This window comes from Nonomuraea sp. NPDC050691, from assembly GCF_040654455.1.
GTDB lineage: Bacteria > Actinomycetota > Actinomycetes > Streptosporangiales > Streptosporangiaceae > Nonomuraea.
Window position 1 is genome coordinate 1 of the sequence record NZ_JBFAIA010000017.1, and the last position, 26204, is coordinate 26204.

Annotated in this window: 23 protein-coding genes and 2 pseudogenes; 20 read left to right on the plus strand and 5 right to left on the minus strand. The window is 71.6% G+C overall.

Translation table 11 applies throughout. The features are described from left to right. Positions 1 to 317: 317 nt before the first annotated feature. The 4 genes from AB0H81_RS10140 to AB0H81_RS10155 all read left to right on the plus strand — a co-directional run bounded on the left by AB0H81_RS10140 (position 318) and on the right by AB0H81_RS10155 (position 3179). A complete protein-coding gene (locus AB0H81_RS10140) occupies positions 318 to 1304 on the plus strand; it encodes a TerC family protein (protein WP_358371919.1) in 987 nt (328 codons plus the stop codon). 105 nt (positions 1305 to 1409) lie between these two features. Then, positions 1410 to 2051: a phosphatidylserine decarboxylase gene (locus AB0H81_RS10145; RefSeq protein WP_358371922.1), complete on the plus strand. Its 642-nt coding sequence runs from the start codon at positions 1410 to 1412 to the stop codon at positions 2049 to 2051. Then, positions 2038 to 2865 (plus strand): CDP-diacylglycerol--serine O-phosphatidyltransferase, encoded by an 828-nt coding sequence (gene pssA, locus AB0H81_RS10150; protein ID WP_358371925.1) that lies wholly within the window; start codon positions 2038 to 2040, stop codon positions 2863 to 2865. Before AB0H81_RS10145 ends, pssA begins: the two co-directional genes overlap by 14 nt. Before the next feature lie 41 nt (positions 2866 to 2906). Next, on the plus strand, positions 2907 to 3179 hold the full coding sequence (locus AB0H81_RS10155) for a hypothetical protein (RefSeq protein WP_358371927.1): 273 nt from the start codon (positions 2907 to 2909) through the stop codon (positions 3177 to 3179). A 122-nt stretch (positions 3180 to 3301) separates the two neighbouring features. Here AB0H81_RS10155 and AB0H81_RS10160 read toward each other — a convergent pair whose 3' ends face one another. Both AB0H81_RS10160 and AB0H81_RS10165 read right to left on the minus strand, forming a co-directional pair. Continuing rightward, positions 3302 to 3958 (minus strand): MBL fold metallo-hydrolase, encoded by a 657-nt coding sequence (locus AB0H81_RS10160; protein WP_358371930.1) that lies wholly within the window; start codon positions 3956 to 3958, stop codon positions 3302 to 3304. After that, complete coding sequence (locus tag AB0H81_RS10165; protein WP_358371933.1) at positions 3955 to 4749, minus strand: maleylpyruvate isomerase family mycothiol-dependent enzyme; 795 nt, start codon at positions 4747 to 4749, stop codon at positions 3955 to 3957. The genes AB0H81_RS10160 and AB0H81_RS10165 overlap by 4 nt, the downstream gene beginning before the upstream one ends. Before the next feature lie 228 nt (positions 4750 to 4977). Between AB0H81_RS10165 and uvrA the strand changes: the two genes are divergently transcribed. The 8 genes and pseudogenes from uvrA to whiA all read left to right on the plus strand — a co-directional run bounded on the left by uvrA (position 4978) and on the right by whiA (position 15330). Further along, the gene (gene uvrA / locus AB0H81_RS10170; protein ID WP_358371936.1) at positions 4978 to 7818 is read left to right on the plus strand and encodes an excinuclease ABC subunit UvrA; all 2841 of its coding nucleotides are present in this window, start codon (positions 4978 to 4980) and stop codon (positions 7816 to 7818) included. A gap of 249 nt (positions 7819 to 8067) precedes the next feature. After that, a complete protein-coding gene (locus AB0H81_RS10175; RefSeq protein WP_358371939.1) occupies positions 8068 to 8556 on the plus strand; it encodes a Rieske (2Fe-2S) protein in 489 nt (162 codons plus the stop codon). Positions 8557 to 8683: 127 nt separating this feature from the next. Beyond that, positions 8684 to 9196: a Rieske (2Fe-2S) protein gene (locus tag AB0H81_RS10180; protein WP_358371942.1), complete on the plus strand. Its 513-nt coding sequence runs from the start codon at positions 8684 to 8686 to the stop codon at positions 9194 to 9196. A gap of 46 nt (positions 9197 to 9242) precedes the next feature. Next, positions 9243 to 9710 (plus strand): Rieske (2Fe-2S) protein, encoded by a 468-nt coding sequence (locus AB0H81_RS10185; protein WP_358371945.1) that lies wholly within the window; start codon positions 9243 to 9245, stop codon positions 9708 to 9710. A 161-nt stretch (positions 9711 to 9871) separates the two neighbouring features. Then, a pseudogene (gene uvrC, locus AB0H81_RS10190) lies at positions 9872 to 11755 on the plus strand (excinuclease ABC subunit UvrC); the annotation flags it as partial. 262 nt (positions 11756 to 12017) lie between these two features. Then, positions 12018 to 13001, plus strand: a complete 984-nt coding sequence (gene rapZ, locus AB0H81_RS10195) for an RNase adapter RapZ (RefSeq protein WP_358371948.1) — start codon at positions 12018 to 12020, stop codon at positions 12999 to 13001. A 338-nt stretch (positions 13002 to 13339) separates the two neighbouring features. Continuing rightward, positions 13340 to 14278: a uridine diphosphate-N-acetylglucosamine-binding protein YvcK gene (yvcK, locus tag AB0H81_RS10200; protein WP_358371950.1), complete on the plus strand. Its 939-nt coding sequence runs from the start codon at positions 13340 to 13342 to the stop codon at positions 14276 to 14278. A 71-nt stretch (positions 14279 to 14349) separates the two neighbouring features. Continuing rightward, a complete protein-coding gene (whiA, locus tag AB0H81_RS10205) occupies positions 14350 to 15330 on the plus strand; it encodes a DNA-binding protein WhiA (protein WP_138670245.1) in 981 nt (326 codons plus the stop codon). Between the two features lie 499 nt (positions 15331 to 15829). On the opposite strand, the gene AB0H81_RS10210 is transcribed toward whiA, so the two are convergent. After that, positions 15830 to 16480 carry a hypothetical protein gene (locus tag AB0H81_RS10210; protein ID WP_358371953.1) on the minus strand — a complete coding sequence of 217 codons (651 nt, stop codon included), beginning with the start codon at positions 16478 to 16480 and terminating at the stop codon, positions 15830 to 15832. 184 nt (positions 16481 to 16664) lie between these two features. Between AB0H81_RS10210 and gap the strand changes: the two genes are divergently transcribed. The 5 genes from gap (at position 16665) to AB0H81_RS10235 (ending at position 20480) form a co-directional block, all read left to right on the plus strand. Then, a complete protein-coding gene (gene gap / locus AB0H81_RS10215) occupies positions 16665 to 17669 on the plus strand; it encodes a type I glyceraldehyde-3-phosphate dehydrogenase (RefSeq protein WP_358371956.1) in 1005 nt (334 codons plus the stop codon). Between the two features lie 69 nt (positions 17670 to 17738). After that, on the plus strand, positions 17739 to 18932 hold the full coding sequence (locus AB0H81_RS10220) for a phosphoglycerate kinase (RefSeq protein WP_358371958.1): 1194 nt from the start codon (positions 17739 to 17741) through the stop codon (positions 18930 to 18932). Beyond that, a complete protein-coding gene (gene tpiA, locus AB0H81_RS10225) occupies positions 18929 to 19738 on the plus strand; it encodes a triose-phosphate isomerase (RefSeq protein ID WP_358371960.1) in 810 nt (269 codons plus the stop codon). Before AB0H81_RS10220 ends, tpiA begins: the two co-directional genes overlap by 4 nt. A gap of 99 nt (positions 19739 to 19837) precedes the next feature. Then, positions 19838 to 20068 carry a preprotein translocase subunit SecG gene (gene secG, locus AB0H81_RS10230; RefSeq protein WP_310708919.1) on the plus strand — a complete coding sequence of 77 codons (231 nt, stop codon included), beginning with the start codon at positions 19838 to 19840 and terminating at the stop codon, positions 20066 to 20068. A gap of 67 nt (positions 20069 to 20135) precedes the next feature. Continuing rightward, positions 20136 to 20480, plus strand: a complete 345-nt coding sequence (locus tag AB0H81_RS10235; RefSeq protein WP_175589638.1) for an RNA polymerase-binding protein RbpA — start codon at positions 20136 to 20138, stop codon at positions 20478 to 20480. A 166-nt stretch (positions 20481 to 20646) separates the two neighbouring features. Here the strand turns inward: AB0H81_RS10235 and AB0H81_RS10240 are convergent, their stop codons facing one another. Next, positions 20647 to 22260, minus strand: a complete 1614-nt coding sequence (locus tag AB0H81_RS10240; protein WP_358371962.1) for an amidohydrolase — start codon at positions 22258 to 22260, stop codon at positions 20647 to 20649. A 177-nt stretch (positions 22261 to 22437) separates the two neighbouring features. On the opposite strand from AB0H81_RS10240, the gene AB0H81_RS10245 reads away from it, so the two are divergent. Further along, a complete protein-coding gene (locus tag AB0H81_RS10245) occupies positions 22438 to 23460 on the plus strand; it encodes a GNAT family N-acetyltransferase (protein WP_358371965.1) in 1023 nt (340 codons plus the stop codon). Between the two features lie 328 nt (positions 23461 to 23788). Here the strand turns inward: AB0H81_RS10245 and AB0H81_RS10250 are convergent. Then, positions 23789 to 24208: pseudogene (locus AB0H81_RS10250) on the minus strand (Clp protease N-terminal domain-containing protein); the annotation flags it as partial. A gap of 73 nt (positions 24209 to 24281) precedes the next feature. On the opposite strand from AB0H81_RS10250, the gene AB0H81_RS10255 reads away from it, so the two are divergent. After that, the gene (locus AB0H81_RS10255; RefSeq protein WP_358371967.1) at positions 24282 to 25226 is read left to right on the plus strand and encodes a hypothetical protein; all 945 of its coding nucleotides are present in this window, start codon (positions 24282 to 24284) and stop codon (positions 25224 to 25226) included. Between the two features lie 81 nt (positions 25227 to 25307). Next, positions 25308 to 26177, plus strand: a complete 870-nt coding sequence (locus tag AB0H81_RS10260; protein WP_358371970.1) for an oxidoreductase — start codon at positions 25308 to 25310, stop codon at positions 26175 to 26177. Positions 26178 to 26204: the final 27 nt, after the last annotated feature.

Below are 26204 nucleotides of genomic sequence, written 5' to 3' on the forward strand. Positions count from 1 at the left end.
GGAGCTGGCGGAGGATCCCGCCGAGGCCGCGCGCATGGCGCGGGCCGCCGCCCGGCGCGGCGCCGAGCTGCCCGGCGAGGATGACGCGATGGACAGTGTTCTGTTCGTATACCGGGCCGCTACAGCGGGGGGATGATTAGGCGGACCTTACGCGTTCTCGTATACTGCGTGCGTTAGGGAGGGGAGTATCCCTTCGCGGCAGCCTCGTCATCACGGTGTAGCCCCGCTCCACGGGGCCCCCGGGGCTGCCGGTCCGCCGATCACGGCGGGCGGGAGAGACCTCCGGCAGTCAGTTCGTGCATGCCGGAGGAAGTGACGTGACCGTACCCTTGTGGGCTTATCTCGCCGTCATCGGCGGTCTTCTGGTGGTCCTGGCAGTGGACCTGTGGATCGTCGACCGCGGTGAGGCGCGCGAGTTCTCGATGCGCCAAGCCGGCTACTGGGTCACGTTCTACGTCGCCCTCGCCGTGCTCTTCGGCGGCCTGCTGTGGGTCACCATGGGCCCCGGCAAGGCGGGTGAGTTCTTCGCCGGATACATCACCGAGTACAGCCTGAGCGTCGACAACCTGTTCATCTTCTTCATCATCATGAGCAGGTTCGCCGTGCCCCGGGCCTACCAGCACAAGGTGCTGCTCGTCGGCATCGTGCTGGCGCTGGTGATGCGCGGTATCTTCATCGCGCTCGGCGCCGCCGCCCTGGAGCGGTTCAGCTGGCTGTTCTACGTGTTCGGCGCGTTCCTCCTCTACACCGCCTTCACCATCGTGCGCGACCACCTCAAGGACGAGGACGAGGACTTCAACGAGAACATCCTCCTCCGGTGGGTGCGCCGGGCGTTCCCCACCACCGAGGGGTACGTCGGCTCGAAGATCACCGCCAAGATCGACGGCCGGCGCATGGTCACCCCGATGCTCATCGTGATGATCGCGATCGGCTCCACCGATCTGCTGTTCGCGCTCGACTCGATTCCCGCGATCTTCGGGCTCACCACCGACCCGTTCATCGTCTTCACCGCCAACGCGTTCGCCCTGATGGGACTGCGTCAGCTGTACTTCCTGCTGGGCGGCCTGCTGCAGCGGCTTGTTTACATCAGTTACGGTTTGGCGTTCATCCTCGGGTTCATCGGGGTTAAGCTGATATCGGAGGCCCTGCACGCCAGCGGGGTTTCCTGGGCGCCCGAGATCCCCATCTGGCTGTCCCTCACGGTCATCGGCGGCACCATGGTCATCACCACCGTCGCCTCCCTGATCAAGGCCCGTGTCGACAGCCGCCGCAGCGAGGAAAGCAGTCCTACCAGGGCTAGCTAAATGGCTTTCGAGGCGCTTTGCTTGTGTAGTCGCGCCGTGTAATAGTTGCTGACTCTGTAACATCACGGCAAAGCGCCCAGTCCAGTCATTCACCAAAGGTTGTCCGTGTCAGACGATTCTGCCAAGACGAGCCGGGTCCGGCTCGCACGCGGGGTGTCCCCGTGGCTCCTCCCGACCGTGGCCTCCGCCGCCGCGACCGCGCTGCTCGCGCGCCGGGACCGTCGATGGGCGCTCGCGGCGGTGCCGCTGAGCGCTCTGACCGGGGGCATGCTCTGGTTCTTCCGTGACCCCGACCGCGTCCCCGGGTTCGGCCGCATCCTCTCGCCCGCCGACGGCGTGGTGCAGAGCATCGACCCGTGGCCGGACGGCCGCACCCGCGTCGCGATCTTCATGAGCCCGCTGAACGTGCACGTCAACCGGGCGCCTCTTGCGGGAAATGTCACCTCCGTGCAGCATGTGGCGGGTGGGTTCCTGCCGGCTTTCAACAAGGACAGCGACCAGAACGAGCGCGTGGTGTGGCATTTCGAGACCGCGCTCGGTGACATCGAGATGGTGCAGATCGCGGGCGCGGTGGCGCGCAGGATCGTGCCGTACCTGAGCGCGGGGGCCAAGGTCGAGCAGGCCGAGCGCATCGGCCTCATCCGGTTCGGCTCCCGGGTGGACATCTACCTTCCCGAAGGGATCTCTCCCGCCGTGTCGGTGGGCGAGAAGACGGTTGCGGGGGTGACCAGAATTGACCACGGCTGACGCCGGAAGCTGGCAGGCCGAAGAGGACGAGGAGCAGCCCCGGGGGCCGGTCGGCAAGGCGTTCCGGCTCTCCGCCGCCGACTCGCTCTCCCTCGGCAACGCGCTCTGCGGGTTCCTCGCGGTCTGCGTCCTCGCCTCCTCGGCGATCCGCTCGCTGCAGGAGGGCGACGGGTTCAGGCCCGCGCCCAGTTACTTCGCGACCGCGGTGGTGCTGCTGCTCATCGGCGCCACCTGCGACCTGTTCGACGGCCTCGTCGCCCGGCGCTTCCGCGCCTCGGCGATGGGCGCCGAGCTGGACAACCTCGCCGACGTGATCAGCTTCGGGTTCGCGCCCGCGTTCATGATCGTGATCTGGGGAGGCTTCACCCAGGACATCCCGTTCCCCGCCGTGCTGGTCGCGGCCGGCGCGGTGCTCCTCGCCGGCGTCGTACGGCTGGCGAGATTCGCCTGCGTGAAGACCAAGAGCGGCGACTTCATGGGCCTGCCCATCCCCATGGGCGCCATGACGGTGATCTCGATCGTGCTGCTGTTCGAGCCGAGCTTCCCGGCCCTGCTCGGGGTGCTGGGGGTGGCCTGGCTGATGGTCAGCCGCATCGAGTACCCCAAGCCGAAGGGTCAGCTCGCCGCCGTCGTCCTCGGCTGGATCATGGTCAACGTGGCCTTCCTCGCCTTCTGGGTGGCCTGGCCCGAGGGCGGCGACCTGCCGATCAAGATCGGCGCCTCGATGCAGATCGCACTCGTCGCGGCGATCCCGCTGCGCGTGCTGTTCTACAAGCGGGAGCAGCGCAAGGAAGCCGGGCGCATCGGCGACTGACGCCGACCGCCCGTCCGGGCCGCCCGACGGATGGAGCCGCCATGCCGGACCAGCCCCGTGAGCACACCCGTACGTACTTCCTCGGCAAGCTGGCGCAGGAACTGGAGGCGCGTGGCCTGGACGTCACGCTGCGCGCCCACCCTCCGGCGCTGCGGGTCAGCGACCCCGACACGGCGCTGCTGGCCGAGACCGTCGACTGCGTGCCGTTGTCGGACGGCTGGTTCTACCGGTGGTCGTGGGGCGAGATCGTCGGCCTGGCCGACGACCCGGGACTGGCGGCGCACCGCATCGCCCGGGTGCTGACCGGCCGCTGACCACGCGGCCGGCTCCTCCCGGCAACGCGGCCGGCCACCTGACCACGCGGCCGGCCACCGCGATCATCGCACCACACGATCACCGCACCACGCGGCGGGCCGCCGCGATCAGTGCCCGTGGGTCACCACCCGCGGGCCTTCCACTCCGGCAGCGACGGACGCTCGGCGCCCAGCGTCGTGTCCTTGCCGTGGCCGGGGTAGACCCACGTCTCGTCCGGCAGCCGGTCGAAGATGCGCTCCACCACGTCGGTGTAGAGCTGTTCGAAGCGCTCGGGGTCGTTCTTCGTGTTGCCCACGCCTCCCGGGAACAGGCAGTCGCCGGTGAACAGGTGCTGGTCCGTGCCGCCGCCGTCGTACAGCAGGGCGATCGAGCCCGGCGTGTGACCGCGCAGGTGGATCACCTCCAGCGTCACCACGCCGACCGTGATCCGGTCGCCGTGCTCCACCTCGCGGCCCACCGGCACCGGCAGCGCGGGCGCGTCGAGCGGATGGGCGATCGTCTGCGCGCCCGTCACCTTGGCCACCTGCTCCAGGGCCTGCCAGTGGTCGCCGTGCTGGTGGGTGGTGACGATGGAGCTGAGCGGCTGGTCGGCGATCAGCGCGAGCAGCCGGTCGGCCTCCGCCGCCGCGTCGACGAGCACCCCGTCGCCGGTCTCGTTGCAGCGCAGGAGGTAGGCGTTGTTGTCGTACGGTCCGACGGCGAGCTTGCTGATCGTCAGCTTGGGCAGCTCGCGCACGTCGGCCGGGCCGCCGACCTGGACGTCGCCTGTGTACGTCATGGGTAGTCCTCCGGGGGCGTCGCGGGCAGGTCAGCCGGAGCGGGCATGGTCAGCCACGGCGGCGCCGCGGGAAGCTCCGGGCCCGCCGGGCCGGGCTCGGACGACTGCCCCTCCAGCACCACCCTAACCCCCTCACCCGCTGATCTGCCGGTCAGCCAGGCCAGCATGTCCGCCGGCCGGCCCTCCACGACCGGTCCCGTGCCGAGATCACGCCAGTCCGCCGGGAGGACTCCGCCCTCCGGGACGTCCAGGAGGCGGATCCCGCCCACCGCGCTCCTGCCGTACGGCCAGCAGGTCAGGCAGTCGTGCAGCTCCCGCCGGACGAACCGCTCGGGCCAGTCGGCGGGGCCGTACCCCGCTCCGAGGTCCACGTGGTGCATGCCGAGCTCGCGCAACCGCCTGACCAGGACGTACCAGCCGGGGTGCGGCGGCGGGCGCATCGCCTCCACCGGTGACCGCCACGCCTCCTCCGGCATCTCGGCGATGAGCTCGTCCAGGCGCGCCGAGCTGTCCCGCAGGTCGGCGAGCTGCTCGGCCGCCGGGCGGCCGGCGCCGGCCTCGATCTCCGCGTCGCGGGCGGCGGCGCTCGCGTACTGCGGGACGCGCACACCCGTCCACGCCCAGGTCAGGAGGTTGACCAGGCCGTCGGCGTTCCGGGCCACATGGGTGAGGACGTGGCCGCGGGTCCAGCCCGGCAGGCGGGAGGGCGCGGCGACGTCCTCGTCGCGCAGCGCCGCCGCGGTGTCCAGGAGGGCGGAGGTCGCCGAGGCCAGCTCATCCCGTAATGTCACAACTACCGTCATGTCAGATATTTCAGCATCTGTCGGGTCAAGGGCCGGTGACGGGCATGAAAGAGCGGGTCATGGGGTTGACATGGGAAGGCCCCCTGCCAGGAGGGAGCAGGCCGTACTCTGAGAGGGACGGATTTTCGGGGGTGCGGCATACGGCCCGCCGAAATTGTCGGTGCCCCCGTCTACCATCCCCGTGGACCTATCCGCCTTCTTGACATCGGGATCGCCGTGGCAGACCGCCTCATCGTGCGTGGTGCGCGCGAACACAACCTCAAAGACGTCTCGCTCGACCTGCCGCGAGACTCTCTGATCGTCTTCACCGGCCTGTCCGGTTCGGGCAAGTCGAGCCTGGCCTTCGACACGATCTTCGCCGAGGGCCAGCGGCGCTACGTCGAATCCCTCTCGGCCTACGCCCGCCAGTTCCTCGGCCAGATGGACAAGCCCGACGTCGACTTCATCGAGGGTCTGTCGCCGGCGGTGTCCATCGACCAGAAGGCCACCAGCAAGAACCCCCGCTCCACGGTCGGCACGATCACCGAGGTCTACGACTACCTGCGGCTGCTGTGGGCGCGCATCGGCAAGCCGCACTGCCCGGTCTGCTCCCGCCCGATCGCCCGGCAGATGCCGCAGCAGATCGTCGACCGGGTCATGGATTTGGAGGAGGGCACCCGCTTCCAGGTGCTCGCCCCCGTCATCCGCGGCCGCAAGGGCGAATACACCGAGCTGTTCCGCGAGCTGCAGACCAAGGGCTTCGCCCGGGCGCGCGTCGACGGCACCGTCGTGCGCCTCGAGGAGCCGCCGACGCTGAAGAAGTACGAGAAGCACGACATCGAGGTCATCGTCGACCGCCTGTCGGTCAAGGAGTCGGCGCGGCGCCGCCTCACCGACTCGGTCGAGACCGCCCTGCAGTTGTCCGGCGGCACGATCACCCTCGACTTCGTCGACCTGCCCGACGACGACCCCGGCCGTGAGCGGTTCTACTCCGAGCACCTCTACTGCCCGTACGACGACCTGTCGTTCGAGGAGCTGGAGCCGCGCTCGTTCTCCTTCAACTCCCCGTTCGGCGCCTGCCCCGAGTGCACCGGCCTCGGCACCAAGATGGAGGTCGACCCCGAGCTGGTCGTCCCCGACCCCGAGCGCACGCTGCGCGAGGGCGCCCTGCACCCCTGGTCCGGCGGTCACACCAGCGAATACTTCGTCCGGCTGGTCGAGGCGCTCGGCCACACCATGGGCTTCACGCTCGACACCCCCTGGGAGAAGCTGCCGAAGAAGGCGCAGAAGGCGCTGCTGTCCGGCCACGACGAGCAGGTCCACGTCCGCTACAGCAACCGCTACGGCCGCCAGCGCTCCTACTACACCACCTACGAGGGCGTCATCCCGTGGGTGCAGCGCCGGCACGCCGAGGCCGAGAGCGACGCGACCCGCGAGCGGTTCGAGGGCTACATGCGGGAGATCCCCTGTCCCGCCTGCAAGGGCACCAGGCTCAAGCCGGTCTCGCTGTCCGTCACCGTCTCCGGCCGCTCGATCGCCGAGGTGTCGGCCATGTCGATCGGCGAGTGCGCGGCGTTCCTGTCGGAGCTCACGCTGTCCGACCGCGACATGCAGATCGCCGAGCGGGTCGTCAAGGAGATCAACGCGCGCCTGGGCTTCCTGCTCGACGTCGGCCTCGACTACCTCACCATGAACCGCGCCGCCGCCACCCTGGCGGGCGGCGAGGCGCAGCGCATCCGGCTGGCCACGCAGATCGGCTCCGGCCTCGTCGGCGTCCTGTACGTCCTGGACGAGCCCTCGATCGGCCTGCACCAGCGCGACAACATGCGCCTGCTCGACACGCTGATCCGGCTGCGCGACATGGGGAACACCCTGATCGTGGTCGAGCATGACGAGGACACCATCGCCGCCGCCGACTGGGTGGTCGACATCGGCCCCGGCGCGGGCGAGCACGGCGGCCAGGTCGTCGTCTCCGGCACCGTGCCGGAGCTGCTGGCCAGCGAGGAGTCGCTGACCGGCCAGTACCTGTCCGGCCGCAGGAGCATCGCCATCCCGGCCCAGCGCCGCAAGCGCGACCGCAAGCGGCAGATCACGGTCAAGGGCGCGCGCGAGCACAACCTCAAGGGCGTCGACATCGACTTCCCCCTCGGCCTGTTCACCGCCGTCACCGGCGTGTCCGGGTCGGGCAAGTCGACGCTGGTCAACGACATCCTGTACGCCGCCCTGGCCAAGGAGCTGCACGGCGCACGCACGGTGCCCGGCCGCCACTCCCGCATCAACGGCATGGACCACGTCGACAAGGTCGTCCACGTCGACCAGTCGCCGATCGGGCGCACCCCGCGCTCCAACCCGGCCACCTACACCGGCGTCTTCGACCACGTCCGCAAGCTGTTCGCGGCCACCACCGAGGCGAAGGTCCGTGGCTACCAGCCCGGGCGCTTCAGCTTCAACGTCAAGGGCGGCCGGTGCGAGGCGTGCGCCGGCGACGGCACCATCAAGATCGAGATGAACTTCCTGCCCGACGTCTACGTCCCCTGCGAGGTCTGCCACGGCGCCCGCTACAACCGGGAGACGCTGGAGGTCCACTACAAGGGCAAGACCATCTCCGAGGTCCTCGACATGCCGATCGAGGAGGCCCTGGCCTTCTTCGACGCGATCCCGGCGATCAAGCGGCACCTGCAGACGCTGCACGACGTCGGCCTCGGCTACGTCCGGCTCGGCCAGCCCGCCACCACGCTGTCCGGCGGCGAGGCCCAGCGGGTCAAGCTCGCCTCCGAGCTCCAGCGCCGCCAGACCGGGCGGACGATCTACGTCCTCGACGAGCCGACCACGGGCCTGCACTTCGAGGACATCCGCCGGCTCCTCGGCGTCCTCGGCCGGCTGGTCGACGGCGGCAACACGGTGATCGTCATCGAGCACAACCTCGACGTCATCAAGACCGCCGACTGGATCATCGACATGGGGCCGGAGGGCGGCTCCCGGGGCGGCACCCTCGTCGCCGCGGGCACGCCCGAGGAGATCGCCCTGGTCGAGGAGAGCCACACCGGCACCTTCCTGCGCAAGATCCTCCAGCTCTAGCAGGGCGCGACCGCCCACCGGAGTGCCGGCCCGCGCGTGCCCACCAGGGAACGCGGGGCCGGTGTCCGGGGGTTCAGGCTGCGGAGCGGCACCGGTGATAGCGGTCATGGCGGCAGGGTCGCCCGGCCCGCCGACCGATCACCCGCCACCCACCGACGGGATCGAAGGTCATCACCCCTACAGTGATGGAACGGTCTTTTGGGCCTGACCTGCAGGGGGTCAGCGGCGACGCGGAAGGGTCGGCAGCACATGAGGGGTTCGGAGCGGGGCTTCACCATGCCCGCGATCGAGGAGACGCCGGAGCCGGGGGACGCCCAGGGCGGCCGCGCGAACGGCCGGGCGGTCGGGCGGCGGGAGGCGCTCGGGATCGCGGGCGCGGCCGTGTGCGGGCTGGCGGCCGCCGGCTGCGGCGCCGGAGGGCAGGAGACCGCCCCCGTCCAGAGCATCAAGGGCCAGGTTCTCGCCAAGACGGCCGACGTTCCGGTGGGCGGCGGCACCCTCGTCGAGCAGTGGAAGATCATGGTCACCCAGCCCGCGGAGGGTGTGTTCAAGGCGTTCAGCGCCGTCTGCCCCCATCGCGGCTGCGCCGTCGGCTCCCCGCGGGACTCCGTCATGACCTGCCCCTGCCACGGCAGCGAGTTCGCCGCCGACAGCGGAAAGTGCCTCAAGGGCCCCGCCACGGCCCCGCTCACGGCGTACCAGGTGAAGGTGGAGGGCGACGGCATCGTCGTCGTGTGACGCCAGGCGGGGCCGGTGGCGAACCGGTAATTGTGCGTGGTTCTCCGGATCGGCGTGCGCGACGCTGAACCGGTCGGCGGGCGCCGGCCGTACCTCGGAATGAGACCCGAACCTGGAGGAACGCACCATGACGGATACGACGCGCAGGGCGGTTGTGCTGGGAGCCGGAGGCGCCGGGCTGGCCGCGGTCCTGACCGCCTGCGCCAGCTACGGCGACCCCGCCACCCAGGGCAGCCTCCCTCCCGTCGCGGAGGAGTCCACGGCCGAGGGCCCCACGGCAGAGGAGTCTCCGGCCGAGGAACCGCAGGCCGAGGAATCGTCCGCGGCGCCTAAGAAGAAGTCCTCGGGCGGGGGCAAGGCGCTCGCCGACACCTCCGACATCCCCTCCGGCGGCGGCAAGGTCTTCGAGAGCCAGAAGATCGTCGTCACCCAGCCGGCGGACGGGGAGTTCAGGGCGTTCACGGCGGTATGCACCCATGCGGGGTGCACGGTGGCCAGCGTCTCGAACGGCACGATCAACTGTCCCTGCCACGGCAGCAAGTTCAAGATCGACGACGGCTCCGTGGCCGACGGGCCCGCCGAGCAGCCGCTCGCCGAGAAGAAGATCAAGGTGGACGGCGGCAAGATCATGCTCGTCTGATTCAACTTTCATGCTTTTCTCACCTGGGTGCGGTTAGGTGAGACGTATGGCAGACGACCTTCAGAGCCGCAGGGCGGTGATCGCGGGCGTGGGCGTGGGTGGCCTCTCGCTGGCGTTGACCGCCTGTGGCGGCGGTGAGAGCGGTACGACCACCGCCACCGAGTCCACCGGACAGCCCACGAGCGGGTCCGGCGCGCCGAGCGCCGAGAGCACCGGCTCGTCCGCGGGCGGCGCCCTGGCCAAGACGGCCGACATCCCGGTGGGAGGCGGCACGATCTTCAAGGAGCAGAAGATCGTCGTGGTCCAGCCCGCGGCCGGGCAGTTCAAGGCGTTCAGCGCGGTCTGCACCCACAAGGGATGCTTGGTCGCCAAGGTGGCCGACGGAATGATCGACTGCCCGTGTCACGGCAGCAAGTTCAAGATCCAGGACGGCGCGGTCGCCGACGGACCGGCCCAGCAGCCGCTTCCCGAGAAGCAGATCAAGGTGGAGGGCGACCAGATCACCCTGGCCTAGGCCATTCCGTACGGCCCCGCACAGGTCCCTCGCCGGGCCACGCCACACCCGCGAGGTTCCTGTGCGGGGCCACGACCATGCCCTCCGCCCCGTCCACCGAGGGCGGGCCTGTCGGTGGGGGCCGTTAGTCTGTGAACGTGGCGAGATCAGCGGGCACCCCCTTGAGCTTCCGGCCCCGGCCCGGGTCCATCCCGGAGTCCCCAGGGGTCTACCGGTTCCGGGACGCGCACGGCCGGGTGATCTACGTCGGCAAGGCCAAGAGCCTGCGGCAGCGGCTCAACTCGTACTTCGCCGACTTCTCGGCGCTGCACCCGCGCACCCAGTCGATGCTGACCACGGCCGCCGACGTCGACTGGACCGTCGTCGGCACCGAGGTCGAGGCGCTGCAGCTCGAATACTCCTGGATCAAGGAGTTCGACCCCCGCTTCAACGTCAAGTACCGCGACGACAAGTCCTACCCGTACCTCGCCGTGACCATGGGCGAGGACTTCCCGCGCGTCCAGGTGATGCGCGGCGCCAAGCGCAAGGGCACCCGCTACTTCGGCCCCTACTCCCACGCCTGGGCCATCCGCGAGACCGTCGACCTGCTCCTGCGGGTCTTCCCGGTGCGCACGTGCAGCGCCGGGGTGTTCAAGCGGGCCGGGCAGATCGGCCGGCCCTGCCTGCTCGGCTACATCGACAAGTGCTCGGCGCCGTGCGTCGGGCGCGTCACCCCGGAGGAGCACCGCGCGCTCGCCGAGGACTTCTGCGACTTCATGGCGGGCAACACCAGCCGCTTCATCAAGCGGCTGGAGAAGGAGATGCGCGACGCCGCGGCCGAGCAGGAGTACGAACGCGCCGCCCGGCTGCGCGACGACATCCAGGCGCTCCAGCGCGCCCTGGAGAAGCAGGCGGTCGTGCTCGGCGAGGGCACCGACGCCGACGTCATCGCCCTGGCCGAGGACCCGCTCGAAGCCGCCGTCCAGGTCTTCTACGTGCGCGGCGGCCGCATCCGCGGCCAGCGCGGCTGGGTCGTCGACAAGGTCGAGGAGACCACGCCCGGCGAGCTGGTCGAGCAGTTCCTGCTCCAGATGTACGGCGAGGCGAGCCCCGACTCGATGCCCCGCGAGGTGCTCGTGCCCGAGCTGCCGCCCGACGCGGCCGCGGTCGCCGAGCTGCTGTCCGAGCAGCGCCGGGCCCGGGTCGAGGTGCGGGTGCCGCAGCGCGGCGACAAGAAGGCGCTGCTGGAGACCGTGGGCCGCAACGCCCTGGAGTCGCTGGCCCAGCACAAGATCCGCCGCGCCAGCGACCTGACCACCCGCAGCAAGGCGCTCCAGGAGATCGCCGACGCGCTCGACCTCGACCAGGCGCCCCTGCGCGTCGAGTGCTACGACGTCTCCCACCTCCAGGGCGAGAACGTCGTGGCCTCCATGGTCGTCTTCGAGGACGGCCTGGCCCGCAAGAGCGAGTACCGCCGCTTCGCCGTCAAGACCAAGGAGGGCGACGTCGCCTCGATCCACGAGGTGATCATGCGGAGGTTCCGCCGCTACCTGGAGGAACGCTCGGCCACCGGCGAGCTGGCCGCCGACGACGAGGCCCACGGCCTCATCGACCCCGAGACCGGCAAGCCGCGCAAGTTCGCCTACCCGCCCAACCTCGTCGTCGTCGACGGCGCCGGCCCCCAGGCCGCCGCCGCCCAGCGGGCGCTCGACGAGCTGGGCATCGACGACGTCGCCGTGTGCGGCCTGGCCAAGCGGCTGGAGGAGGTGTGGCTGCCCGGCGACGACCAGCCGGTCATCATGCCGCGCTCCAGCGAGGGGCTCTACCTGCTGCAACGTGTCCGTGACGAGGCGCACCGGTTCGCCATCACCTACCATCGGTCCAAGAGGTCCAAGACCGTGAAGGAGAGCGCGCTCGACGGCGTGCCCGGTCTCGGCCCGGCGCGGAGGCAGGCGCTGCTCAAGCACTTCGGCTCCGTGAAACGGCTTCGGGAGGCCACCGTGGCGGAGATCTGCGAGGTCCCCGGCATCGGCCGGTCGACCGCGGAGGTGATCGCGTCGACGCTGAAAGGGGAGTCAACCGTGACCACCAGCGAGGCGGCGCCCGCACGACGGGCCGCCGGCGCGGGCGGCCCGAACGGCGCCGACGCCCCGGACAAGGCAGAAGACGCGAGCGACGCGCTCAGCAGAGCGGGCGGCGCGAGCGGCGCCGGCGTTCTGGAGGGCGCCGGTGACGCGGAGGGCCCGGCCGGCACGGGCGGCGTCGCCGTCACGACCCTGGGTGAAGCCGCCGGGCCCGACCGACCGAGCGGCCGAACGGAGTGAGACGATGAGCGCCGCCGAAGACAACGACAAGCGCAGCGCCGCGCCGCGGGGTGAGGCGGGCGAGGCCGCCGCCGCCGTGGTCGCGGCCGCTGCCGCCGCCGCGGTGCAGGGCGACAGGGACGAGAGCCGGGATCCGGCGTTCGTCATCGTCACCGGCATGTCCGGGGCGGGACGCAGCACCGCCGCCAAGGCACTGGAGGACCTCGGCTGGTTCGTCATCGACAACCTGCCGCCCGGCCTGCTGTTCGCCATGGCCGAGGAGGCCGGCAAGGTCAAGCTGGCCGCCGACAAGGTCGCGGCCGTGGTCGACGTGCGCAGCCTCGCCTTCACCACCGACCTCAACGCCGCCATCGAGGAGCTCGAGGGCCGCGGCGTGCGCGTGCGCGTCGTGTTCCTGGAGGCCAGCGACGAGGAGTTGGTGCGCCGCTTCGAGAACGTCCGCCGCCCCCATCCGCTGCAGGGCGACGGCCGGCTCGTCGACGGCATCGCCCGCGAGCGCGGCATCCTGCGCGAGGTGCGGGCCAACGCCGACCTGGTCATCGACACCTCCTCCCACAACGTCCACGAACTACGCAACAAGATCGTCGCCTACTTCGGCGGCGAGGACCGTCCCGGTCTGCGGGTCAACGTGGTGTCCTTCGGCTTCAAGTACGGCCTGCCGGTCGACGCCGACCTCGTCGTCGACTGCCGGTTCCTGCCCAACCCGCACTGGGTGCCCGAGTTGCGGCCGATGAACGGCCTCGACACCCCGGTCCGCGAGTACGTGCTGGGCCAGCCGGGCGCCAAGGAGTTCCTCGACGCGTACGAGGAGGTCCTGAAGGTGGTCGCGGCCGGGTATGCCCGCGAGGGCAAGAGCTATGCGACGCTGGCGGTGGGCTGCACGGGCGGCAAGCACCGGAGCGTCGCCATGGCCGAGCAGGTCGCCGCCCGCCTGCGCGACCGCGGGATGGAGGTCCAGGTGAGCCACCGGGATGTGGGGCGGGAGTGACCCATGACCACCAGGGCCCTGGCGCGTCCTCCGCAGAGTCGCCGCCCCCAGCCACCCCGCCGCCCGCGCGGCCGGCGCCCGACGACGTCACACCGCCCGTAGGCCCACCGTTCACGGAGTCGCCGGGCGATGACGTCGCACCGTCCGTGGGCCCGCCGTTCACGGGGGTGCCGGGCGATGACGTCGCACCGTCCGTAGGCCCGCCGTTCACGGGAGTGCCGGGCGATGACGTCGCGCCGTCCGCGAGCCCTCTGTCCGTAGGGGGGCCTGCGGGCGGCACGCCGTCCGCAGGCCCGCCGCTCGCGGGCGCTTCGGCAACCGCGGGATCCCCGCGGGAGGTGCGGCCGCGGGGGCCGCGGGTCGTGGCCCTCGGCGGCGGGCACGGCCTGTACGCCTCCCTGTCCGCGCTGCGGTCCGTGACCGACGCGCTCACGGCCGTCGTCACCGTGGCCGACGACGGCGGCTCCAGCGGCCGGCTGCGCCGCGAACTCGGCGTGCTGCCACCCGGTGACCTGCGCATGGCGCTGGCCGCGCTGTGCGGCGACGACGAGTGGGGCATCACCTGGAGCGAGGTCGTCCAGCACCGCTTCCGCAGCGAGGGGGAGCTGCACGGCCACGCCGTCGGCAACCTGCTCATCGTCGCGCTCTGGGAGCTGCTCGGCGACCCCGTGGCCGGTCTCGACTGGGTGGGACGACTGCTCGGCGCCCAGGGCCGCGTCCTGCCCATGGCGTCCGTGCCGCTCGACATCGTGGCCGAGGTGGAGCTCGACGGCGTCACCTCCACCGTGCGCGGCCAGGTGGCGTGCGCACTCACCCCCGGGCGCGTGCAGGCCGTCTCCCTGGTTCCGGAGAACCCGCCGGCCCGGCCCGAGGCGATCCAGGCGGTGCTGGAGGCCGACTGGGTGGTGTTCGGGCCCGGATCGTGGTTCACCAGCGTGCTGCCGCACCTCAAGGTGCCCGAGCTGGCCAGGGCCCTGCACGAGACCCGGGCCAGGCGCCTGGTCACGCTCAACCTCGCCCCGCAGGCCGGCGAGACCGACGACTTCTCCCCCCAGCAGCACCTGGAGGTGCTCAGACAGCACGCGCCCGACCTGACGGTCGACGTGATCCTGGCCGACACCGGCATGGTCGACGACCTCGACGCGCTGGAGAAGGCGGCGGCCGCGCTCGGCGGACGTCCGGTGCTGGCCGATGTGGCCGCCGCCGACGGCTCGCCCCGGCACGACCCACGACGTCTTGCCTCCGTCCTGGACGAGATTTTCCTCCAGAAGCGTTGATCCTGGTCGGCGCGGCTCGAAGGTGCGAGAGACTGCTGGGAGCCGGTCTGAATGGGGGAGGACTAACGCTTATGGCGATGACGGGTGTGGTCAAGGACGAGCTGAGCCGACTGCCGGTGCTGAAGCCGTGCTGCCGCAAGGCGGAGGTTTCCACGCTGCTACGGTTCGCGAGCGGCCTGCACCTGGTGGGCGGGCGCATCGTGATCGAGGCGGAGCTCGACACCAACGCCACCGCGCGACGGCTGATCAAGGACATCGGCGAGGTGTTCGGCCACAAGGCGGAAGTGCTCGTGCTCGCGCCGGCCGGCCTGCGCAAGGGATCGCGCTACGTCGTACGCGTCTACCGCGACGGCGAGGCGCTCGCCCGGCAGACGGGCCTCATCGACAACCACGGGCGGCCCGTGCGCGGGCTGCCCCGCCAGGTCGTCGCGGGGGCGGCCTGCGACGCCGAGGCGGCCTGGCGGGGGGCGTTCCTGGCGCACGGCTCGCTCACCGAGCCCGGCCGTTCCATGTCGCTCGAGGTCACCTGCCCGGGCCCGGAGGCGGCGCTGGCGCTGGTCGGCTCCGCCCGGCGGCTGAAGATCCACGCCAAGGCGCGCGAGGTGCGCGGCGTCGACCGGGTCGTGGTCCGCGACGGCGACGCCATCAGCGCCCTGCTCACCCGGCTCGGCGCGCACGACAGCGTGCTGGCCTGGGAGGAGCGCCGCATGCGTCGTGAGGTGCGCGCCACCGCCAACCGGCTGGCCAACTTCGACGACGCCAACCTCCGGCGCTCGGCCCGCGCCGCCGTGGCCGCGGGGGCGCGGGTGCAGCGGGCGCTGGAGATCCTCGGCGACGAGGCGCCGGACCACCTGGTGGTGGCCGGGCGGCTGCGGGTGGAGCACAAGCAGGCGTCCCTGGAGGAGCTGGGGCAGATCGCCGACCCGCCACTGACCAAGGACGCGATCGCGGGCCGCATCCGGCGGCTGCTCGCCATGGCCGACAAGCGGGCCTCCGACCTCGGCATCCCCAACACGGAGGCCAACCTCACGGTCGACATGCTCGCGCCCTGACCTGGTGGGATCCGTCAGGGCGCCCGTGTCCGCGCGTCCGGCCTGCGTGTCCGTGTCGGCGCGCCCATGCAGGCGCGTCCTTTTTCGCGTGTGTCCGTGCGCGCCCGAGGGTGGGTGTGTGCGGGCTCCGGCTCGGTGCGCCGGCCTCGGACGCCTGCGTGCGGCGCGCGCTCGCGAATACGGCCGCGTCGTGCCCACGTGGCTCCTGCGCGAAGCGCCGGCCCTCCGGAGACCCCGGCTGGACGCGTGCGTCTGTCTTGCGAAGCGCCGCCCCTCCGGTGCCCCCGGATGTACGCGTGCGTTTCCCTGGCGAGGCGTGTGCCCCGCCTGCGTACGGGCGGTGCCCGCGCCTGAGCAAGGCGCGGACGGGCGCGGCTCGGGGCGGCGGGCTGGCCCGGCCCCGGGGGAACCAGCCCTGGCCAGGGTCCCCGGGACGGGGTCAGCCCTGGCCAGGATCCCCGGGATGGGGTCAGTCCTGGCCAGGATCCCCGGGACGGGGTCAGTCCTGGCCGGGCTCCCGGGGAGTGAAGAGGCTGGCGGTCGGGGCCGCGGGCGCCGGCTTGGGCGGCTGGAGCGGCTCGAACGGTGCCCGGTACTCCGCCTCCGGCTCTGACGAGTCCGCCACCGGCCCGCCGTCGTCGCGCCTGTGGGGGGAGGCCGGGCCGGCCTCGGCCCGCCACCTACGGCGCACCCGTACGACCCGCAGGAGGGTCAGCAGGAACGCGGGCACGGCCGCGGCGCCGACGGCGGCCCAGAACTGCCAGGACGTCCGGGCGGCCCACCACACGCCGTACGCGCCGGACTCGAGGAACGTGACGAGCGAGGACGCGGGGAACCCGTGATCGGCGGCCCAGGCGAGGATTCCGGCGAGATTGCCGATCGCGCGCACCCCCACGGCGTACACCACCATGGCCAGAGGAAGGAGCAGGCTGCGCGGCCGGACCGTCCACATGGCGAGACCGAGCAGGAGCCCCGCCAGGAAGCAGCATGTGACGGGGACGGTGAGCGCCGGGTTACCGGCGAACCAGCGCACCTCGTACGGCAAGCGCATGGAGAACGTCTGCATCGCCGCATATCCCGCGGCGCCGACGAGCATCGCGACGAACCCCACGACCAGGCCGGACAGCAAGCCGGACCTGCGGTGTGACATCTCAGCCCCCAGAGAATGCCGGAATTTACTCCGATGAGTCGGGCACTTTACTCGAACGCTACAAATTACGCCTCCGGAATGGCGATACGCAGGGCGGGGGTTGCAGTGGTCTAAACCAATTTAGGTCCGATAGGGTTGGGGATTGAGGTTTCAGCCCGCATCACGTACGAGGAGATCGGTTTCCGTGAGCATCCGCGTAGGCGTCAACGGCTTCGGCCGCATCGGTCGCAACTTCTGGCGCGCGGTCGCCGCCAGCGGCAAGGACATCGAGATCGTTGCGGTCAACGACCTGACCGACAACGCGACGCTGGCCCACCTGCTGAAGTACGACAGCATCCTGGGCCGCCTGCCGTACGAGGTGAAGGCGACCAGCGACGAGATCACCGTCGACGGCAAGGCCATCAAGGTCTTCGAGGAGCGCGACCCGGCCAAGCTGCCGTGGGGCGACCTCGGGGTGGACGTCGTCGTCGAGTCGACCGGCCTGTTCACCGACGCCACCAAGGCCAAGGTGCACGCCGACAACGGCGCGAAGAAGGTCATCATCTCGGCCCCGGCCAAGAACGAGGACGTCACCATCGTCATGGGCGTCAACCACGACTCCTATGACCCGGCCAACCACACGATCATCTCCAACGCGTCCTGCACCACCAACTGCCTGGCGCCGATGGCCAAGGTCATCCACGACACCTTCACCATCGAGAAGGGTCTGATGACCACCATCCACGCCTACACGCAGGACCAGAACCTCCAGGACGGCCCGCACAAGGACCTGCGCCGCGCCCGCGCCGCCGCGCTCAACGTGGTGCCCACCTCCACCGGCGCCGCCAAGGCCATCGGCCTCGTGCTGCCCGAGCTGAAGGGCAAGCTCGACGGGTTCGCCATGCGCGTGCCGATCCCCACCGGCTCGGCCACCGACCTGACCGTCGACGTCAGCCGCGACGTCACCGTCGAGGAGGTCAACGCCGCGCTCAAGGCCGCCGCCGAGGGCCCGCTCAAGGGCATCCTCACCTACACCGAGGACGAGATCGTCTCCTCCGACATCGTCACCGACCCGGCCTCCTGCATCTTCGACGCCGGCCTCACCAAGGTCATCGGCAACCAGGTCAAGGTCGTCGGCTGGTACGACAACGAGTGGGGTTACTCCAACCGCCTGGCCGACCTCATCCAGCTGGTGGGCGCCGACCTGTGACGGGTCCGCGCTGAGCGAGACATCCATCACCCGGGACCGTCCGAGCCGCGCTCGGCGGAAGGAGCACAGTTGCGCACGATCGACGATCTCGACGTGAAGGGCCGGCGCGTGCTCGTGCGCGCCGACCTCAACGTCCCCCTCGACGGTGAGACGATCACCGACGACGGCCGCATCAGAGCGTCGGTTCCGACGATCCAGACCCTGGCCGGGCGTGGCGCGAAGGTCGTCGTCTGCGCCCACCTCGGCCGGCCCAAGGGCAAGGCCGAGCCGAAGTACTCGCTGAGGCCGGTGGCCGCCCGCCTCGGCGAGCTGCTCGGCCAGGACGTGGCCTTCGCCACCGACGTGGTCGGCGACAGCGCGCAGGCCACTGTCGCGGGGCTCCAGGACGGCCAGGTGGCCCTCCTGGAGAACCTCCGCTACGAGCCGGGTGAGGAGTCCAAGGACGACCAGGAGCGCGGCGAGTTCGCCGCCAGGCTGGCAGCCCTGGCCGAGCTGTACGTGGGCGACGGCTTCGGCGCCGTCCACCGGAAGCACGCCAGCGTCTACGACGTGCCCAGGCTCCTGCCGCACGCGGCGGGCGGGCTGGTCGTGGGCGAGGTCGAGGTGCTCAGGCGCCTGACCGAGCACCCCGAGCGGCCGTACGTCGTGGTGCTGGGCGGCGCGAAGGTGTCCGACAAGCTCGGCGTCATCGCGAGCCTGCTCACCAAGGTCGACCGGCTGCTCGTCGGCGGCGGCATGGCCTACACCTTCCTCAAGGCCCAGGGCCACGAGGTGGGCCAGTCGCTGCTGCAGGAGGACCAGCTCGACCAGGTGCGCGGCTTCCTCGACCAGGCCGCCGAGCGGGGCGTCGAGCTGGTGCTGCCGGTCGACGTGCTGGCGGCCACCGAGTTCGGCAAGGACGCGCCGCACGACGTGGTCGAGGCGAGCGCGATCCCGGCCGACCGGCAGGGGCTCGACATCGGCCCGAAGACCCGCGAGCTGTTCGCGGCCAAGCTGGCCGACGCCCGCACCGTCTTCTGGAACGGCCCGATGGGCGTGTTCGAGTTCGACGCGTTCGCGGGCGGCACGCGCGCGGTGGCGGAGGCGCTGATCGCCTCCGACGCCTTCACCGTGGTCGGCGGCGGCGACTCGGCGGCGGCCGTGCGCCGGCTCGGCCTGCCCGAGGACGGCTTCTCCCACATCTCCACGGGGGGCGGGGCCAGCCTCGAATACCTGGAGGGCAAGACCCTCCCCGGACTCGCCGCCCTGGAGGACGCGGAGTGACGCGACAGGCAGGCCGCCCTTTCCCGGGCGGCCGCAAGCCGCTCATCGCCGGCAACTGGAAGATGAACCTCAACCACCTCGAGGCCATCGCCCTGGTGCAGAAGCTCGCCTTCGCGCTCGGCGACAAGGACTTCGACAAGGTCGAGGTCGCCGTCCTGCCGCCGTACACCGACCTGCGCAGCGTGCAGACGCTCGTCGACGGTGACAAGCTGCGCATCGTGTACGGCGCGCAGGACCTGTCCCAGCACGACGCCGGCGCCTACACCGGCGAGATCTCCGGGGCGATGCTGGCCAAGCTCGGCTGCACCTACTCGGTGATCGGCCACTCCGAGCGGCGCCAGTACCACCACGAGGACGACGACCTGGTCAACGCCAAGGTCCAGGCCGCCTACCGCCACTCGCTGACCCCCATCCTGTGCGTCGGAGAGGGCCTGGAGGTGCGCAAAGCCGGCGGGCATGTGGCGCACACCCTCGCGCAGTTGGAGGCCGCCCTGCGCAAGGTCAGCGCCGAGCAGGCCAAGACGATCGTGGTGGCCTACGAGCCGGTGTGGGCGATCGGCACCGGCGAGGTGGCCACTCCGGAGGACGCCCAGGAGGTGTGTTCGGCCCTGCGCGGACGACTCGCTGAGCTGTACGACGACGAAGTGGCCTCCGCTATCCGTATCCTGTACGGAGGGTCGGTCAAGTCGAGCAACATCGCCGGCATCATGGCTCAGCCCGACGTCGACGGCGCTCTCGTGGGAGGCGCCAGCATCGACGCCGGCGAGTTCGTCAAGATCTGCCGTTTTTCCGACATGCCCGGCTAGCTGAGCCGTTCCGGAGGCACGACTTGACACCAGGTCGTACCCTCTAGAGGCAAGTTTGAATCGTCACGCGTCACAAAGCACTGAAGGAACAGGCATACCGTGGAAATCGGAATCTCCATCGCCCTCATCCTGGCGAGCTGTCTCATGGTCCTGCTCGTGCTGCTCCACAAGGGCAAGGGTGGCGGTCTGTCCGACATGTTCGGCGGAGGTTTCTCGTCGAGCTTCGGCGGCTCGTCCGTGGTGGAGCGCAACCTTGACCGGCTGACGGTCATCACGGGCGTGATCTGGTTCGTCTGCATCATCGCGCTGGGCCTCCTGCTGAAGCCCTGAGCGTTTCGGCGCGTGACAGTGATTCTCCCCCCGTGTCTCGCGGGGCGATCGAGCGAGGAGTTCATCCGTGGGTAGTGGCAACGCGATCCGTGGCAGCCGTGTCGGCGCCGGCCCGATGGGGGAGGCCGAGCGCGGCGAGGCAGCTCCGAGAGTGCGGGTCTCGTTCTGGTGCGCGAACATGCACGAGACGCGCCCCAGCTTCGCCAGTGACGCGGCGGTCCCCGAGATGTGGGACTGCCCGCGCTGCGGCCTCCCGGCAGGACAGGACGAGCAGGCCCCGCCTGCCCCGCCCAAGAACGAGCCGTACAAGACGCACCTGGCTTACGTGAAGGAGCGCAGGAGCGACAAGGACGGCAAGGCCATCCTCGAGGAGGCGCTCGAGCGCCTGCGCAACAACAGGTCCCCCTGGTAGTTCCTGTTCCGGCGTGCGCCGGACGGACAGCGGGAGATCACGTTCGCGCGGTATGACGTGCCTCGAAGGGCCCCGGCGGTGGCGCCGGGGCCCTTCGGCGTCGTGCACACCGTTCGCGAACGCCGTTCCGGTACGCCTGCCGGGCGCGCCCTGGCAGGCGGCCGGTCTACGCGCCGGCCCGCTGGTACACCGGCTCGCCGTCCACGAACGTCAGCGTGACCCGGGTCGTCCAGATCTCCCCGGCGGGCAGCGCGAACGGATCGCGGTCCAGCACGACGAGGTCCGCCGGGCGGCCCGGCTCGATCACCCCGGCCGGGGAGCGGTTGATCCAGGCCGACCCGGCCGTGTACGCGGTCAGGGCCGTGGCCAGGTCGAGGCGCTGCCCGGGCAGGAACGGCGTCTGCGCCGTCGGGTATCCGGCGTGCACCGAGCCGCCCGGCTCGGTGCGGTTGACCGCCACGTGCATGCCCTGCAGCGGGTCGGCGTCCGACACCGGCCAGTCGCTGCCCGCGCAGAAGCGCGTGCCGTGCGCCAGCAGGTCGGCGAACGGGTACTGCCACGACGAGCGCGGCTCGCCGAGGAACGGCAAGGTCAGCTCGTCCATCTGGGCGTGGTGGGTGGCCCACAGCGGCTGCAGGTTGGCGGCGACGCCGAGCCGGGCGAAGCGCGGCACGTCCGACGGCTCGATGATCTGCAGGTGCGCGATGTGGTGCCGGTTGGCGGGGTCGGTGCCCTCGAAACTGTCGAGCGCCTCGCGCACCGCCCGCTCGCCGATGGCGTGGAAGTGCACCTGGAAGCCGAGCCGGTCCAGCTCGGTGACGTACTCCTTGAGCTTGCCCGGGTCCACGTACGACAGACCCGTGCCGCCGCACAGGCAGTACGGCTCCAGGGTGGCGGCGGTGAAGTTCTCGGTGATGCCGTCCTGCATGATCTTGACCGAGGTGGCGGCGAACCGGTCCAGCCCCTCGGCGGAGGCCCGCCGATCGACCAGGTCGGCGATCTGGTCGGCCCCGCGCGTGCGGTCCCACCACAGCGCGCCGACCACGCGGGCCCGCAGCCGGCCCGAGCGGGCCGCCGACAGGTACGTGGGCAGCTGGTCGTCCGAGCCCGCGTACGAGCCGACGATCGCGTCCTGCCAGCCGGTGATGCCGAGCGAGAACAGGTGGCGCTGGGCGTCGTCGAGCGCCGCGTCCAGGTCGGCCGCGCTGGGACGCGGCGTGAGCAGCCCGACCAGGTCCATGGCGCCCTCGTGGAGCACGCCGCTGGGCGTGCCGTCGGGGTCGCGCTCGATGCGGCCGTCGGCGGGGTCGGGGGTGTCGCGGGTGATGCCGGCCAGCTCCAGGGCGCGGGTGCTGACCCAGGCGGCGTGGTGGTCGCGCTGGATGAGGTAGACCGGGCGGCCGTCGGCGTCGAGCTGGGTGCGGTGGGGGAGGCCTCCGGGGAAGGCGGACATGTCCCAGCCGCCGCCGTCGATCCACTCCTTATCCAAATTTTTCGCGGCATAGTTGGCGATCTTCGCCTGGTACGCGTCGAGTCCGTACACCTCGGACAGGTCGCACTTCGCGCGCTCCAGCCCGGCCTGCACCGGGTGGATGTGCGCGTCCGTGAAGCCGGGGGTGAGCAGCCCGCCCTGCAGGTCCACGGTCTCGTGCGGACCCGCCTCGCGGGCGAGGTCGCGCTCGGCGCCGACGGCGGCGATCACCCCGTCGCGCACGAGCGCGGCCTCGGCGAACCCGCCCGCCGCGGTGAACACCCGCCCACCCCGGAACAGCGTCGTCATCGGCCCTCTCCACCCTTCCCGCGCCCCCGTCGTCCCGCACGGCTGATGGCATCCTGCCAGCCGGGTGAGGCGATCAAATCCGACCAAACCGGAACATGTGAGTTCATAGGCGCATATCTTGCTACATGAAACGCGTCGTTAGCGGCCGTGTAACAGCCGCCCGGCATGCTGGTGCCCATGGGATTCTTGCGCATCCGCACCACCGTCGACGAGCGGCCGGGACGGCTCGCCTCACTGGCCGCCGCCCTGGCCGACCGGGGCGGCAACATCCTCGGCCTGAGCGTCCAGTCCGACGCCGACGGCACGGTGGACGAGTTCGTCGCCGACATCCCCGCCCACCCCGAGACCGTGCGCGAGGCCCTGGAGGCGGCCGGCGGCCGCAGGGTCCAGGTCGTCCCGGCGACCGCGCACGAGCTGACCGACGAGCCCACCCGGGCCCTGCTGCTGGCCTCCCGGCTGCGCTCCATGCCGTGGCGGCTGCCCGAGCTGCTGGCCGAGCTGCTGCGCGCGGACGACGCCCGCTGGATCTATGGTGAGGCGGTGAGTGATCTCCCCGACCCGACCCAGCTCGTCGTGCCCGTGGCGCCCCGCCGCGCGGTACGGCTGCGCCGCGCGGAGCTGCCGTTCACGCTGACCGAGGCCGCCCGCGCCGCCTCCTTCGCCCGGCTGGCCCAGCCGCCGGCCGAGCAGGGCGCCGGGAACCGCTCCGTGAAGCTGGCCGACGGCGCGGAGGTCGTCATCCGGCCGCTCACCTCCATCTATCGCGAGGCCGTACGCGACCTGCACGACCGGTGCTCGCCCGAGGCGCGCCGGTTCCGCTACTTCACCTCGATGCCGGCGCTGCCGACGCGCATGTTCGACAAGCTGTGCGACCGCGCCCGCGGCCACTCGCTCGTGGCCGGCCACGACGGGCAGGTCGTGGCCATGGCGAACCTGATGTTCACCTCCGATCCCGGCGCCGCCGAGATGGCCTTCCTGGTCGAGGACCGCTGGCAGGGGCGCGGTCTGGGCTCGGCGCTGGCCAGGGCGCTGATCCGGGCGGCACGCGACCTCGGGTACGCCGAGGTGCGGGCGACCATGCTGTCGGACAACGTCCGGATGCGGCGGCTCATGCTGTCGCTGGGCGCCTCCATCACCTACACCGAGGACCCGGGGGTGCTGGAGTCGCGGCTGCCGGTGGGCGCGATGGTCTCAAGCTGAACCGGCGGCGGCCTCAACCGGCTCCGGCCGCGCCCGGCTGCTCGCCGGGCCGATCCCGGGGCTCCTCTGGCGACGTCTCGCCGGGTTGCTCCTGGGGGGCCTCGCGGGGAGTATCGCCGGCGCCTCTCCCGGAGGCCTCGGCGGGGCGCCCGCCGGAGGCCCCGGCCGGGCGCTCGGCGGTGTCGCCGGGCGTGCGCGCGATGCCGAGATGGCGCTCGATGCGCTCCAGGCTCTCCTCGATCCGCGTCAGCCGCTCGACCATCGTCGGGCCGCTCGTGTAGTACGGCTCGGCCGGCTTGTCCCTCGGGCCCGCGGCGACCATCGCGCGCACGCGTTCGCGCAGCCGGCCCAGCTGGACCCCGGCGTCCGCGAGCGCCTGCGCCGCGAGCCCCTCCGACTCCCGGATGAGCCCGAGCAGGATGTGCTCGGTGCCGATGTAGTTGTGGCGGAGCTGGAGCGCCTCGCGCAGCGAGAGCTCCAGCACCTTCTTGGCGCGCGGCGTGAACGGGATGTGTCCCGGAGGGCCCATGGAGCCGCGCCCCACCTGCTGCTCGACGTACCGCCGCACCGGCCCCAGCTCCACTCCGAAGCCCTCCAGGGCCCGCGCCGCGACGTCGTCGCCGTCACCGGCGTGGAGCAGGCCGAGCAGGATGTGCTCGGTGCCGATGTAGTTGTGGTTCAGCATCCGCGCCTCTTCCTGGGCGAGGACGACGACCCTCCGGGCACGATCGCTGAATCGCTCGAACACGAGAGAACTCCGTTCGGCAGGCCTTGCCTCCACTATGCGCTACAAACCCTGTCATGTGGGGTATCTCACTGGTGTGGATCTTGACGAGGTGGCCGACCGGCTCTACGGGCTGCCGCCGTCCGAGTTCACCGCCGCGCGCGCGGCCGAGGCCCGCGCGGCCAAGGATGAGGGCGACGCGCGGCTGTCCCGCGAGATCGGGCGGCTGCGCAAGCCGACGGTCTCGGCCTGGGCCGTGAACCGGGCCGTCCGCGAGCACCCGGACGATCTGCGCGAGCTGCTGGAGGTGGGGGAGGAGCTGCGCCGGGCCTGGGCGGCCCACGACGCCGAGGCGCTCGCCGAGGTCGCGCGCCGGCGCGGCGCCGTCACGGGGCGGGTCGGCCGGCTGGTCAAGGAGGACGCGGGGCTGTCGGCCGCGGCGTCGGTGGAGGTGGACCGCACGCTGGACGCCGCCGTGGTGGACGAGGGCGCGGCGGCCGAGGTGCGGCAGGGCCGCCTGGTGCGGCCTTTGGAGTACAGCGGCTTCACCCCGGCCCCGGCGGGTTCCGCGGGAGCGGAAGCCGCGACCGCGACGGGAGGGGCCCTCGGGGGCCGGGACGCCGCAGACCGGGTCGCGGAAGCCGGAGGGGTTCGAAGTGCCGGAAGGGCCGAGGACGCGGAGGACCCTGGAAGGGCGTCAGGGGCAGAGGGCGCCGGAGGGAGGGCGCGAGGGGCCGCGGGCGCCGGAGGGGCCCGGGCGGCGCGGAAGGCGGCGGCCGAGGAGCGGGCCAGGCGTGAGGCCGAGGCCCGCGCCGCCCGGGAGGCCCGCCGGGCGCAGGAGCGCGCGGAGGCCGAGGCGGCCTACCTCGAGTGGCGCGATGCGCTGGCGGAGGCCGTACAGGAACACGACAAGCGCGCGGAGAAGGTGGCGCGGCTGCAGCGCAAGCTCGCCAAGGCGCGCGGGAGGCTGCGGGAGAGCGAGCAGCGCCTGGAGGTGGCCCGGCGCGAGGAACGCCACGCCCGCCGGCGCCTGGAGGGCTGACCCGGGCAGGCGTCGCGCGGGCAACCGCTATGGTGTACGAAACGGTTCCGTACACCTGGCTCAGACAACACTGGAGTGGCGATGACCTCCTGGACCCCCGCCGACATGCCGCGCCTCGACGGCCGGACCGCGATCGTCACCGGCGCCAACAGCGGCATCGGCCTGCCCACCGCGCTGGAACTGGCCCGGCACGGCGCGCGCGTGATCGTGGCCGCGCGGTCCGAGGCCAAGGGCGCGGAGGCCGTGGCCGCGATCCGGCGGGCCGTCCCCGCCGCCCGCGTCGAGCACGCCCGGCTGGACCTCGCCGACCTGGCCTCCGTGCGCGCGTTCGCCGACGGGGTGGACGAGGTGGACCTGCTGGTCAACAACGCCGGCATCGGCATGACGCCCCGCAGCCTGACGAAGGACGGGTTCGAGCTGCAGTTCGGCACCAACCACCTGGGCCACTTCGCGCTGACCGGGCTGCTCCTGCCGAAGCTGCTCGCCCGCCCGGGCGCCCGCGTGGTGACCGTGTCCAGCGACGCCCACACCCGCGGCCGGCTCGACTTCGACGACCTCACCCTGGAGCGCGGCTACGGCCGGATGAGCGCCTACGGCCGCTCGAAGCTGGCCAACCTGCTGTTCACCCTGGAACTCCAGCGGCGCGCTGAACGGGCCCAGGCCGACCTCAAGAGCGTGGCCACGCACCCAGGGGCCACCGCCACGAACATCGTCAAGGTGGGGCCGCTCAAGCCGCTCCTGGGGCTGTTCCTGCTGAGCCCCGAGACCGGCGCGCTGCCGTCCCTGTACGCCGCCACCTCGCCGGACATCCGCGGCGGCGAGTTCGTCGGCCCTAAGCTGCGCCTGCTCAGCCCGTCCGCCGACGCCCGCTCCGAGGAGCTCGCCGCGCGCCTCTGGGACGTGTCCACCGAGCTCACCGGCGTACGATTCGAACGGATCGCCGCACGGTGACGCACCGGCGGGCACCCGGCGACCCCG